The organism is Cedecea sp. P7760 (assembly GCF_013386425.1).
GTDB lineage: Bacteria > Pseudomonadota > Gammaproteobacteria > Enterobacterales > Enterobacteriaceae > Cedecea > Cedecea selenatireducens.
In genome coordinates, this window is sequence record NZ_JACARU010000018.1 from 15287 (window position 1) to 27691 (window position 12405).

Here is a 12405-nt window from a genome sequence, read left to right on the forward strand (position 1 = left end):
GTTCTTATGACTTCATTTTTATCCCTGAATGTAATTGCCGACTCTCAATGTGGCAGTTATAAGGTGCATTGGGCTGACGATGGACTTGCAAGAATTAATGGTGCAAAACCGGAAACTCAAAAAATTACTTTTCTGAAAAAAGAAGGTGATTTTAACAATGTTAAATTTGAGTGGGTTGTCGCTACAGATCAACCTGGCCGCTGGGTTGGGATGGAATTTATAGGCCGCAACGGCAAGGCCATCCTCAACGCTCAATGGCTGCAAGCCAATATGGATGCGCCAAGGCATTATGTTTCTTATGACTGTGTAAAAATAAAAGGATAGTTATATGAAAGGATTTATAGCTCTATTTGTGCTTATTGCCTCAACAGCTAGTGCTGGTACCTTGAATGACTTTTTCGCAAAGCATCCTGATCTTGGCGACAACCTTGCGATACATAATGCAATTTCCAGAGCTTCCAGTATGGAGGCGGCGGGGTTAGCCAGAAGAGAAGGTGGAGACGAAAAAGAGCTAATGAGCACAAAAGGTGATCAGTTTGCTGTGCTAGGGTTGCGTAGAGTCAAAATGTACTGCGGCTATCCTGAATCTGCTCAAATGTCTGGGCTAAGCGCAGAAGAATGTAAGCTAGTGCTCAGCAAAAATTTATAAATCTACACGCCTCTCGAAAATCAACCCGCCTCGGCGGGTTTTTTTATGGAGTTTTTATGCCAGTTCCTACCCAATCACAGCTTGGCGGTGAGCAGCAGACTGCCCAGGCAATTGCCGATTCTGTTTCCTCTCAAATTCGCGTAGCGATGCCCGGCATCATCCAGTCATTCGATCCAGACGCTGTAACCTGCACTGTGCAGGTAGCACTGCGGGGTGTGGCCGGTAATGAATCAGTCGAGCTGAAACCGCTGGTGGATGTGCCGGTTATTTTCCCGCGTGGTGGCGGCTGCACGCTGACTTTCCCGGTCAAGGCTGGTGACGAATGTCTACTAATTTTCGCTGACCGCTGCATTGATTTCTGGTGGCAGTCCGGCGGCGTTCAGGAAACGGTAGATCCTCGCCAGCATGATTTCAGCGATGCTTTCGCCATTGTCGGGCCACAGTCGCAAGCACATAAAATTTCCGGTATCAGCATGGACGCCGCGCAGTTGCGTACCGACGACGGTGCCGCGTTCGTAGAAGTGGCCGCCGGGCATGAAGTTACTGTGCAAACACCTGGCAAGCTAACAGCTAACGCGCTGGGCGGGACCGAAATCACATCGCCCACCATTGTGCTAAACGGCGCGGTGACCATAAACGGCACGCTCAGCCAGGGCATGGGCGAGGGCGGCGGCGGCGCAACAATGCTGGGGCCGATTACCGTCACCAACGATGTGACTGCCGGTGGCGTTAGTGTCAAAAATCACACGCATAAAGGAGTTGAGCCTGGTAGCGGTAACAGCGGGGGGCCGAACTGATGCGATACCGACGAGAGGACAGTGGAGGGGATTATACCTTCGGCCAGGGCGACAACACATTTCTGGTGAACAGTCCGGAGTGTGTCGCCCAGGCAGTTAAAACCCGCTTCGAACTTTGGCGCGGCCAGTGGTTCCTCGACTTAACGGAGGGAACACCTTACGTGCAGTCAGTGCTGGGCAAACAGCGTTCCGATGTTTATATCCTGGCTATCCGCGAACGCCTGCAGGCGACGCCCGGCGTTAAAAGCATTATCTCCTTCGACACGAACAACGACGGCACCACGCGCCGCGTTACCTTCACAGCAACAATCGACACTATCTACGGCCAGACGACTGTAACTAGCGAGGCATAAATGGCTTTGAACCTCGACACGCTGGGGTTATCGGCAACGGTAACCGCCCAGGGCATAACCGCGCCTGATTACCAGACGGTGCTGAGCACCATCACTGGCTATTTCCGGCAGATTTATGGGGCTGACGCTTATCTGGAACCAGACAGCAAAGACGGCCAGATGGTGGCGCTGGTGGCGCTGGCCATCCATGACGCGAACAATACGGCCATTCAGATTTATAACTCATTCTCCCCGGCAACCGGCCAGGCTGCAGCGCTGAGCAGCAACGTTAAAATCAACGGTATCACGCGAAAGATTGCGACAAATTCCACGGTTGATCTGCTGCTGGGCGGCACGGCTGGAACGGCAATCAATAACGGCTCGGTGAGGGACCAGAACGGCGTGATTTGGAATCTGCCCGCCGCAGTGACGATCGGTGTCGCCGGTACAGTGGTTGTCACCGCAACATGTGCAACGAGTGGGGCAATTGCGGCGCTGGCCAGCACGATAACATCTATTAACACGCCAACGCGCGGCTGGACGTCAGCCACGAACCCGGCGGCGGCCACAGTGGGGCAATCGGGGGAAACTGACGCTGAGCTACGCATCAGACAGGCGCAGAGCGTGGCATTACCCGCGCTGACGCCGTTTGAGGCTGTAGACGGTGCCATTGCCAATATTGCAGGCGTGACCCGTCACAAGCTCTATGAGAATGACCAGGGAGTACCAGACAGCAACGGGCTGCCGGCGCATTCCATTTCTGCGATTGTGGACGGCGGCGATGTGAACCAGATAGCCCAGGTTATCCGGGGCAAAAAGGGGCAGGGGGTGGCGACGTACGGCACAACGTCCATTGTGGTACCGGACACCTACGGCAACCCGCATACCATTTCATTCTCCCGCCCGCAGAACGTCCCTGTGTTTGTCGATATCACGCTCAGGGTGTTCACCGGCTACACGTCGCAGATCGGTGAGCAAATCAAACAGGCAGTAGCGGAGTACATCAACAGCCTGAAAATCGGTGATAGCGTGCTGCTGAGCCGCGTTTACTCCCCGGCCAACCTGGGTGTGGTAAGCGGTGGCAACGCCCGTTATTACGACATCACAGAGCTGCTGATTGGTAAATCTGCCGGTTCAGTGTCTGCGGCTAACGTCAATATTGCTTATGACGGGGCAGCGGCATGCAGCACGGATAACGTAAAAATCACGGTGAGCTCATGAGCAAGTACACAGAGCTAATCACGAACTACCACGCGACTAAACCGCTTTTCCTGACTCACGTCGATCTCAGTACCCGCCCGCTGATAGATGTTTCAAACACGCTGGGCGGCCTGATTACAGCTTTTGATATTGATCATGCCGTCGGCGCGCAGCTCGATACCCTGGGGCTGTGGATAGGGCGTAGTCGCATTGTTAGCCAGCCCATTTCTGGTGTGTATTTTTCCTGGGATACCGACGGGCTGGGTTATGACCAGGGCGTGTGGCAAGGGCCTTACGATCCCGATTCCGGTTACACCACGCTAAGCGATGACACCTACCGCATCATTCTCAAAGCAAAAATCGCTATCAACAACTGGAACGGGCAGAACGACACGCTGCCCGCCATCCTCGATGCTGCGACGGCAGGCTCCGGACTCAAAATGCAGATCGTCGATAACCAGGACATGACCATTTCGGTTTGGGTATTTCCCGAGACGGATATAGCGAATGTTTCACGCGAACTTATTGCGGCGATAAAGCAGGGCTATCTGACCGTGAAAGCGGCTGGTGTGTGGGCCGGTGATATTCAAACGCCATCGGTGAAAACCCCATCTGAGGGCAATAAATTTTTCGGTTTCGACTTAAACAACGAATACATCGCCGGTTTTGACGACGGCGCATGGGAGATGACACTCTAATGGCTACGAACGAATTTAAACCCTTTGCTACAGGCGCTGGCGCAAATGTCATGAGCCAGGCTGACTGGGAGGCGCTGCCTGCACTTATTACAGGATTTCAGGCGGGCAAGGCATCCAGCGCGCAGGTAAACAAGGCTATCCGCCAGGCTTCATTTGTGGCGGCGGCGCTGGCGCAGTTTATTGCTAACCAGTCCGGGAATGATGTGCACGACGACGGCGACGTGACAACGCTGGTGGCCAGCCTCCTTTCGGCCATCAACAAAACATCACAGCCCCTGGATGCCACACTAACCGCGCTTGCCGCCCTGGCAACTGGCGCAAACAAGCTGCCTTACTTCACCGGGCCAGATGCCGCCAGCCAGACAGATTTAACCCAGGTTGGCCGGGATATTATCGGCAAAACAGACATTGCCAGCGTTCTCTCATACCTTGGTTTGGGAACAGCGGCCAAAAAAGATGTAGGGACCGGCACAGGGCAGATCCCTGACATGTCATCATTTTCTCTTGCGAGGATATCAGCATCGTCCGGGTATCAGAAATTGCCGAGCGGCTTGATATTCCAATGGACAATAGGCCCGTCGACAACAATAGAGACGTTAACAACCATCACGTTACCAATTCCTTTCCCCACAGCGATGATGGCTGGCATGGTGTCTACTAATGCAAATTCCGGCAACACATCGGACATTATGTATCAGACAGTGTCGTCCACAGCATCTTCAATTACATTGCAATCGCAGATATTCACGACATTGGCGGGCGCTGGTTCCGTGTCACCTGTTGTGTTTGCCATAGGATATTAATATGTACGCATACGCTAAAAATAATTTCTATCCATTTGATCTTCGCGAGAGCTATGAGGCTGCAGGAACATGGCCGGAAAGCTTTGTTGAAGTCGAAGATGAAGTGTTTGGGATGTATTCAGGTTTGCCATCGGAAGGAAAAATGCGGGGCGCTGATGCGGAAGGGAAACCAGCATGGGTTGATATACCGGCTCCCACAGCGGAGGAAATAATCGCGGCTGCAGAACGCAAGAAAAAAGCTCTGCTTTCCGAAGCCGATTCGATTACAGCAGACTGGCGCACGGAGCTGGCGTTGAGCATTATCGACGAAGACGACAAAGCAAAGCTCACAGCATGGATGAAGTACATCAAAGCGGTGAAAACGGTAGACACCTCCACCGCGCCTGATGTTAGTTGGCCGGAGAAACCGGGGGCGTAGGCCACTCAATGCCGGGCGCTTTTGACGTATCAATTCGCATCAGAAGAACCCGGTATTTTTTCCATGCAGCCAATGCGGCTGTTTCTTCTTCTGTCGCTATTCCTTCATCAACAGCACCCTGCCGCCATGAAACCTCAGAATCAGCGCTTAGTCGTAAAGCAGCACGCTTTTGTTCAGCAAAGGCGATCAACTCTTCTTTAGGCTGCGGCGGGATATCCCCCCATGTCGGTAATCCGTCGGCTCCTGCCGTTCGCTGCTTACCCTCTTTCACAAAACACGAATATTCAGCAACGACTGGATCTGACACAGGGACAATATCATCTGGCAACGTCCCGGCTGACTCGTAGTCAACTAGCCAGGCATGCGGATAAAACAGATTTGTTGTTTTACTGTAATAAAAATTAGTTTCGCTCATGACTACCTCTTATCTGCACCAGGCCTGATATTGAACAGTGATGCCCAGCGTTCCCCAGTTGATAAATCTGATTTTATTTGCTGCCGTTATGATCGCCGCAAACACGGTGCCATTGGATGGCTGGGTCGCTCCATTGCAGATCGATGTCACAACCGAAATAACTGCATTTGGCACAGCGTATGGCAACGTAACATCTGTTATACCCACGGGTAAGTTTACCTGCGCGGTCTGCATCATTACTGCACCGCCAGTATTGAGGCTCGGGAACTTAATTCCGTAAGCACTGCCTCCGTCGCTAACATAGGAAAAACTGCTCATATCGGGGAGTTGACTGGTGCTCGTCCCTACATCCCTTTTCGCCGCTGTTCCCAAACCAACCTTTGAGAAAATGTACATGCTGCCGCTCCGTGGCGTGCTCTCAGCCTTTTATGAGGTAAAAAGTCATGCTGGTAGGCTATGTCAGGGTGTCAACAAATGACCAAAACACAGCACTGCAGAAAAATGCGCTGGAGTGCGCAGGATGTGAGCTAATTTTGGAGGGTAAAATCAGCGTTAAAGCGGCGGACAGGCTGGGGTTAAAAATTGATGGCCGGATGTTCAATCCCGGCATCAATATAATCGATAGCCTTTTTCAGCTCACGTAAAAGTAATTCCGCCTCACGCCGTGACACGCAGAACTCCTGATCAGGAAACTCCGACGTCGGCCACATGGGTACGTCGCGCATTGAATCTCTAAACTGTGCTCTTAGCATCACCTTTTCTGCCAGCGCGGAAAAGGTGATCTGAAAGCTCACCAGTTCAGCCATGCCGTGGGCATCAGATTTTTCAAACTTACCTTCTAAGCCCACGCCACTTTTCCCCGCCTAACCACTGCCATAATCGCCTTTCCTGAACTCTCATATTCAGGAAGCGACAGCACACGCCATTTACCATCCCAGAACCCAAGAACGCAGCAACGATCACCAGTAGTGCCTTTAATCGCAAAAGTGCGGATATCAGCAGACGGAACCGGGAGCTTTTCGCCTGGTCGAGGGAAGTAAATCCTCACGCCGGATATGATCATGTTGTCCATCAAGACTACTCACTGACGAGCCAGAACTCGGCCTCTTCGAACATCTCTTCGATCAGGCGACTCAGTTTTTCTTTCTCATTTTTCGTGCAGTCACTGTTAACAGAGCTGGATTCCATAGGTTTAACGCGCACGTCAGCATCGGGAAAGACGCGATGCACACGCCTCGTCAACTCAGCCAGGATGATTTCTTTCGCCCCGGGCAAGCCCTCTACATTGCGTTTGTCATAGACGAGTTCAACGAACATTTTTAGCCCCTCATTAACTGGTTATGCATACAGTATATTTGAAGGGGCTACAGATCAATATTTACGCGGTGCTTTTATTGCTAATGCGTTCATATGATTTCATTGGAATTCACAGTTAAGACACCCGTTAGAGCACCTGTGATTTTTGAATTTGATGGGGTGTTTGGCATAACTGCTTGATTTGATTGGTACGCCCTACAGGGTTCGAACCTGTGACCTACGGCTTAGAAGGCCGTTGCTCTATCCAGCTGAGCTAAGGGCGCACTGAGTAATGTCGATGTGCATTACGGCTTGATGCGGGGTGGATTATACGGTCAGCACCTCTTGAGTCAATGGCTTTTCAACCACCTGCGCGACAATTGAGCATAAACCCACATCAGTGCCTGACAGCGAGGCGCGCATCTGACAAAATAGCAGTAACCCCTTCCTTTAAGTTTACAGATGGAATTCTCTCTCTGATGGCAGCAAAGATTATTGACGGTAAAACGATTGCGCAGCAGGTACGGCTTGAAGTTGCTGAAAAAGTAAGAGCCCGAACTGCCGCAGGAAAACGTGCCCCTGGTCTGGCCGTTGTATTGGTGGGAGCGAACCCTGCATCCCAGATTTATGTTGCGAACAAACGCAAAGCCTGCGAAGAGGTTGGGTTCGTTTCCCGCTCTTACGATTTGCCAGAAACCACCAGCGAAGCGGAGCTGTTAGGGCTGATTGATGACCTGAATGCCGACGCTGAAATTGACGGTATTCTGGTGCAGCTGCCTCTGCCTGCCGGGATTGATAACGTCAAAGTTCTCGAACGTATCGACCCGGATAAAGACGTAGACGGTTTCCATCCGTATAACATTGGCCGCCTGTGCCAGCGTGCGCCGCGCCTGCGTCCGTGTACGCCACGCGGTATCGTTACGCTGCTTGAACGTTACAAAATCGACACCTACGGCCTGAACGCGGTGATCATTGGTGCGTCCAACATCGTGGGCCGCCCGATGAGTATGGAGCTGCTGTTGGCCGGCTGCACCACCACCGTAACGCATCGCTTTACTAAAAACCTGCGTCAGCACGTCGAGAACGCCGACCTCGTGATTGTGGCGGTGGGCAAACCGGGCTTTATTCCGGGCGAGTGGATTAAAGAAGGCGCTATCGTGGTGGACGTCGGCATTAACCGCCTGGAAAGCGGGAAAGTGGTCGGCGACGTAATTTATGATGAAGCCGCCGCTAAAGCCTCGTATATTACGCCGGTTCCGGGTGGCGTTGGCCCAATGACCGTGGCCACCCTAATTCAGAATACCTTGCAGGCCTGCGAGGAATATCATGATGTCGATGGAGAGTAATAATGGCGACCTTCTCATTAGGTAAACACCCCCACGTTGAACTGTGCGACTTGCTCAAGCTGGAAGGCTGGTGCGAAAGCGGCGCCCAGGCAAAGGCGGTGATTGCCGAAGGCCTCGTGAAGGTGGACGGTGAAGTTGAAACCCGCAAGCGCTGCAAAATCGTTGCGGGCCAGACCGTAACCTTTGAAAGCCTGAGCATTACCGTTCAGCCTTAAGCTCGACCGGCCCTGCCCAGAGCGGAAAGGGCCGGAATCAACTCTCCCTGTCACCCCCGACGGGAGCGTTGAATGAGCCTTCATTTCTCAGGCACAAAACCCCATCAATCCCAGGCCTAAAAACCTGCGTCACTTCAAATATTCGATAACAATATGGCAACAGCGCAGATTTCAGTTGCGGGGTAAAAACCGTTTCGGCACTCTAGGTAGAACGTTCTACTAGAACGTTCTACCTACCATAAAAACGCGTAAATAGACAAAACGCGGTTACTGCGTCTGCACCGGGGGAAACGTCCATGAGTCTGTTGTCCAGTGTTGTTAAATCGTTATCAAAGCTTTCCATGATTGGCCGCGCCTTAATGCTGCCTATCTCTCTGCTGCCCGCCGCAGGTTTACTGCTGGCGTTCGGCGATAAGTTTCACTTACCGCTGATGATGAACGCGGGCGGGGTCATTTTTGACAACCTGCCCATGCTGTTCGCCATCGGTTCTGCCGTTGGCCTGGCCGCTGAGTCAGGTATTGCCGCACTGTCTGCGGCGGTGTCGGTGTTTATCATTAACATCACCATTGGCACCGTGATGCACATTACGCCGGAAATGGCCTCTGCGGGCGGTAAATATGCCATGGTAGTGGGCATTCCAACGCTGCAAATGGGCGTTTTCGGCGGGCTAATCTCCGGGATCCTCGCGGCGTGGTGCTACAACAAGTTCCACACCATGCAGCTGCCGGAGTTTCTGGGCTTCTTCTCCGGCAAACGCTTTGTCGCTATCGCCACGGCGTTTCTCTCCTTTCTGCTGGGGATGGCGCTGCCGTGGGTCTGGTCATACATTCAGTCCGGCATTGATGCCCTGTCGGTAGTGGTGAACGGTGACAATCAGGCCGCGTCGACCTTTATCTTTGGCCTTGTTGAACGCGCGCTTATCCCGCTGGGCCTGCACCATATCTGGTATCCCTCTTTCTGGTACTCCTTCGGGGAATACACCACCCACACGGGGCAGGTTATTCACGGCGACCAGACGATTTGGTTCAAAATGCTGGAAGAGGGCGTGAAGTCCTTCAGCAGCGACAGCTATCACGATGCCGGTAAATTCATGCAGGGCGAGTTCCCGCTGATGCTGTTCGCGCTGCCTGCAGCCTGTCTGGCGATGTACCATGAAGCCAACACCAGGAATAAGAAAATTGCCTCAGGTATTCTGTTCTCCGCAGCGCTGACCTGCTTCCTGACAGGGATAACGGAGCCGGTAGAGTTCACCTTTATCTTCGTCGCTCCGATCCTGTACGTGTTCAACGCGGTGATGGCCGGCCTGTCGTATATGTGTATGTATCTGCTGCATGCTCATATTGCCAAATCGTTCTCCGCCGGGATGATCGACTACATCTCCTTTGGTATCCTGCCGTCCTTTAACGGCTATCAGACTAACTTCCTGATGGCGGTTGTGGTCGGCGTGCCTATGGCGCTTATCTACTACTTCACCTTCCGCTTCGTGATTCGCCGCTTCGACGTGAAAACGCCGGGCCGTACCGAAGTGACCGCTAACGCCGGGGATAAAACCGATACCGAACTGGCTGGCGATATCATCGGCCTGCTGGGCGGGGCGCCAAACATCAACTCCGTGGGTTCCTGCATCACCCGTTTGCGCCTCGAAGTGGACGACAGTTCAAAGGTCGATAAAGATGGCCTGAACAGTCTGGGCGCACGCGGCGTAGTGTTTGTCGGCGATTCGGGTATTCAGGTGATATTTGGTGCCAGAGCGCAATTTATTGCTCAGACAATGTCGACGATGATCGGTAAATAATGTAATACCTTTCGGCCTCCTGTATGTTTCAGGGGGCTGAAATTTATGGATGTACGGTTGCAGGGGTGGAATGAAAAAGGTCAACATCATTGATGTCGCGGAGCTGGCAGGCGTATCGGTCTCGACGGTTTCGCTGGTGCTGCGTCAGAAGGGCAAGATCTCCGAGGCGACCATTGATAAGGTCAACGCCGCCATCAAAACATTAGGTTACGTGCATAACGTTGCCGCCGCTAACCTGCGTTCCAGCACGTCCAACCTGATTGGCCTGATCATCCGCGATTTTAACGATTCCTTCTCGGTCAACGTCACCGCAAGCGTCGTTCAGCAGCTTGAGAAACAAGGTTATATGGTGTTTCTCGGCCAGCCGCGTGATGACGAACAGCAGCTACGTAACTGCCTGACGTCGTTTAACCAGCAGGGCGTCGCCGGGGTGATTTATCTGGCCGCCGACTGTCACTCCGCTGAGCTACCTCAGGCGATTACCGACTGCCCGCTGCCCACGGTAGTCATCTCTGAATCAACCATTACCAGCACGCGCGACGTTATTGGGCGGGATAATCGCCAGGCCGGTAACCAGGCCACTCGATTTCTCATTGAACGCGGCCACCGTAATATCGCCTGGCTGGGCGGCACGAAAAGCTGCCTGATCCGCGCCGAGCGTTTGTCAGGTTACCGCAGCGCCCTGCAGCAGTATGGCCTGCCGTTCAGGGAAGAGTGGGCGCCAGAATGCGCGGACGATACCTCGGCTTCGGCGTTTGCCACACGCCTGATGCTGGAAAAAAGCAACCAAATCACCGCCATGCTGTGCCATTCCCCGGCGGCCATTATCGGCGCCATCACCGGTATTCAGCAGGTTGGTAGAACGGTCGGGAAAGATGTCTTCTTAACGCAGCAGGTCTCTCTGATCGGTTTCGAAGATATGATGTACATTAATCTTACCTCGCCGAGCTTTACCTATGTCTCCGCGTCCAGCGAAGAGACCGGGCGACAGGCCGCCTCTCTGATTGTCCGCAAAATCAAACAGCCAGAATTACCCGCCCAGAGAATTATTATTTCTGGAGAGCTGGTTCCGCGCGAATCCGCCTGACGGCAATATTCATCGTGTCTTATTGGTTAATATGTCCTTCATTTCATCATAATTAGTGGCATTTTATTAACGCATTATTTTCATTTTAATTTCAATTAATCATGAAGACAGTTTGATATTGCAAGTTGAATATGTTCTGGTCAGAATGGCGACTTCGGATTGGGAATTTTCTTGTACCTATGCTCAAGCGCATCCTTTCTACCTTATTATTTATGGCGGGTTTCTATGCCGGTAATGCGATGGCCGTTGATTGCCAGCGCGCTGCTACGCCATTAGACAATACCATCTGCAATAATGACACCTTGCACTGGCTGGACAGTACCATGGACATGATTTACCACTCCATGCTGGTGAAAAACAATGCGGCTCAGGTTCATAAAGACTATCTGGAGTGGGATAAATCGCTTGAAAGCTGCACATCTGACGGCTGCATTGAGCGCGCCTATTATGAAGGAATTAGCCGAATTTCTGGCGTGCAAGAGGATTTCGACTGGCAGGGAAACTGGTGGAATACTACGGCTGCTAACCGTAGCGGCGGAAATATAACCCTTAGCCGTAACGCGGAATGGTCGTTGACCGTCGACATCAGGGCCTGGGCGGGCGCAAATCATGATGATTTCACCGCAGAAGCCAGAAAGATCTACGGCATGGCGATTGTGGAGAAAGTGAAGGACACCAGCAATTGCAAGCTGCTCTTTATCCCGCGCCAGGATGGCTCAATCCAGGTACACAGTAACGCAGACTGGGGCTGTAAGCTGTCGATGCCGAAGGGGGTATTTATTGACGGACGCTATGTCAAAAGCCAAACGGATCCACGGCCTAAAGCCACGCTGTTGTCTATTGGCGTCTTTCCGGATGCCGCGACAGATACTCGCTTCAGGGCGATGGTGGGAGATGACTACCAAAACTTCGTTGATGCCGCGAATGTGTACATCTACCAGGACGATATCGACAATATTGGTGCGAAGGTGATTTCGATGTGGGTCCGCGGCGAAGCAAACCGCCATACCGCAATTGTGATGTATACATCGGAAGGAAAAATGTGGGCGGCCCGTACCTCTCCGGGGAAAAATGGCATTCAGGAAGCGAAGTTTTACCGCTCCAAAGGGAACGAAACAGGCCCGCTGCCGAGAACGCTTCAGGGCTGGAAGTTACGGTTTTTAGATAAGTAGTAGTCATTCTCTCTTAGTTTCAAATCAATACTATGAGAGTGCTGCTAAGGTTCCGTTCACCACAAATCTATATCTACATGTAGCCATCGAACCGGTGAACGTGTCAGGTGGCATTTCGCCATGCCCCCTGACGACCCCCGGCGCCCGGCGAGCTCATCGCCGCTAAAGCGGTAAACCCACC

At 52.5% G+C, this 12405-nt stretch carries 17 protein-coding genes, 1 tRNA gene and 1 pseudogene; 14 read left to right on the forward strand and 5 right to left on the reverse strand.

Annotated features, from left to right (window positions below; genetic code table 11):
• The first annotated feature begins 6 nt into the window (after positions 1–6).
• From HX778_RS07770 to HX778_RS07805, 8 genes are read left to right on the forward strand one after another with little or no spacing between them, the layout of a single operon-like run.
• A complete protein-coding gene (locus HX778_RS07770) occupies positions 7–324 on the forward strand; it encodes a hypothetical protein (protein WP_176981700.1) in 318 nt (105 codons plus the stop codon).
• A 4-nt stretch (positions 325–328) separates the two neighbouring features.
• Positions 329–649: a hypothetical protein gene (locus tag HX778_RS07775; protein ID WP_176981687.1), complete on the forward strand. Its 321-nt coding sequence runs from the start codon at positions 329–331 to the stop codon at positions 647–649.
• Positions 650–705: 56 nt separating this feature from the next.
• A complete protein-coding gene (locus HX778_RS07780) occupies positions 706–1446 on the forward strand; it encodes a Gp138 family membrane-puncturing spike protein (protein ID WP_176981688.1) in 741 nt (246 codons plus the stop codon).
• Positions 1446–1799 carry a hypothetical protein gene (locus tag HX778_RS07785; RefSeq protein ID WP_176981689.1) on the forward strand — a complete coding sequence of 118 codons (354 nt, stop codon included), beginning with the start codon at positions 1446–1448 and terminating at the stop codon, positions 1797–1799. The genes HX778_RS07780 and HX778_RS07785 overlap by 1 nt, the downstream gene beginning before the upstream one ends.
• Positions 1800–2999: a baseplate J/gp47 family protein gene (locus tag HX778_RS07790; protein WP_176981690.1), complete on the forward strand. Its 1200-nt coding sequence runs from the start codon at positions 1800–1802 to the stop codon at positions 2997–2999.
• A complete protein-coding gene (locus tag HX778_RS07795) occupies positions 2996–3676 on the forward strand; it encodes a DUF2612 domain-containing protein (protein ID WP_176981691.1) in 681 nt (226 codons plus the stop codon). Before HX778_RS07790 ends, HX778_RS07795 begins: the two co-directional genes overlap by 4 nt.
• On the forward strand, positions 3676–4479 hold the full coding sequence (locus tag HX778_RS07800) for a phage tail protein (RefSeq protein ID WP_176981692.1): 804 nt from the start codon (positions 3676–3678) through the stop codon (positions 4477–4479). Before HX778_RS07795 ends, HX778_RS07800 begins: the two co-directional genes overlap by 1 nt.
• Position 4480: 1 nt before the next feature.
• A complete protein-coding gene (locus tag HX778_RS07805; RefSeq protein ID WP_176981693.1) occupies positions 4481–4897 on the forward strand; it encodes a tail fiber assembly protein in 417 nt (138 codons plus the stop codon).
• On the opposite strand, the gene HX778_RS07810 is transcribed toward HX778_RS07805, so the two are convergent.
• Entirely contained in the window at positions 4869–5312 is a 444-nt protein-coding gene (locus HX778_RS07810) for a tail fiber assembly protein (protein ID WP_176981694.1), read from the reverse strand. The two genes, HX778_RS07805 and HX778_RS07810, sit on opposite strands and share 29 nt — an antisense overlap.
• 9 nt (positions 5313–5321) lie before the next feature.
• Positions 5322–5708 (reverse strand): hypothetical protein, encoded by a 387-nt coding sequence (locus tag HX778_RS07815; RefSeq protein ID WP_176981695.1) that lies wholly within the window; start codon positions 5706–5708, stop codon positions 5322–5324.
• A gap of 47 nt (positions 5709–5755) precedes the next feature.
• Here HX778_RS07815 and HX778_RS07820 point away from each other — a divergent pair.
• Positions 5756–5932 (forward strand): annotated as a pseudogene (locus HX778_RS07820) (recombinase family protein); the annotation flags it as partial.
• Here the strand turns inward: HX778_RS07820 and HX778_RS07825 are convergent.
• The 3 genes from HX778_RS07825 to HX778_RS07835 form a co-directional block, all read right to left on the reverse strand.
• Entirely contained in the window at positions 5888–6160 is a 273-nt protein-coding gene (locus tag HX778_RS07825) for a hypothetical protein (RefSeq protein WP_370527372.1), read from the reverse strand. The pseudogene HX778_RS07820 and the gene HX778_RS07825 overlap by 45 nt on opposite strands.
• A 229-nt stretch (positions 6161–6389) precedes the next feature.
• Positions 6390–6629 carry a DinI-like family protein gene (locus HX778_RS07830; RefSeq protein WP_176981697.1) on the reverse strand — a complete coding sequence of 80 codons (240 nt, stop codon included), beginning with the start codon at positions 6627–6629 and terminating at the stop codon, positions 6390–6392.
• 186 nt (positions 6630–6815) lie between these two features.
• A tRNA-Arg gene (locus HX778_RS07835) sits at positions 6816–6892 on the reverse strand.
• Between the two features lie 195 nt (positions 6893–7087).
• Here HX778_RS07835 and folD point away from each other — a divergent pair.
• From folD to HX778_RS07860, 5 genes are all read left to right on the forward strand, one after another.
• Positions 7088–7954, forward strand: a complete 867-nt coding sequence (folD, locus tag HX778_RS07840) for a bifunctional methylenetetrahydrofolate dehydrogenase/methenyltetrahydrofolate cyclohydrolase FolD (RefSeq protein WP_176981698.1) — start codon at positions 7088–7090, stop codon at positions 7952–7954.
• Between the two features lie 2 nt (positions 7955–7956).
• Entirely contained in the window at positions 7957–8169 is a 213-nt protein-coding gene (ybcJ, locus tag HX778_RS07845; protein WP_038474910.1) for a ribosome-associated protein YbcJ, read from the forward strand.
• A 296-nt stretch (positions 8170–8465) separates the two neighbouring features.
• Positions 8466–9965: a PTS transporter subunit EIIC gene (locus tag HX778_RS07850; RefSeq protein WP_038474908.1), complete on the forward strand. Its 1500-nt coding sequence runs from the start codon at positions 8466–8468 to the stop codon at positions 9963–9965.
• A gap of 70 nt (positions 9966–10035) precedes the next feature.
• Positions 10036–11052: a Mal regulon transcriptional regulator MalI gene (gene malI / locus HX778_RS07855; protein ID WP_038474901.1), complete on the forward strand. Its 1017-nt coding sequence runs from the start codon at positions 10036–10038 to the stop codon at positions 11050–11052.
• Positions 11053–11231: 179 nt separating this feature from the next.
• Positions 11232–12224 carry a lysozyme inhibitor LprI family protein gene (locus tag HX778_RS07860; protein ID WP_255483360.1) on the forward strand — a complete coding sequence of 331 codons (993 nt, stop codon included), beginning with the start codon at positions 11232–11234 and terminating at the stop codon, positions 12222–12224.
• The last annotated feature ends 181 nt before the right edge of the window (positions 12225–12405 follow it).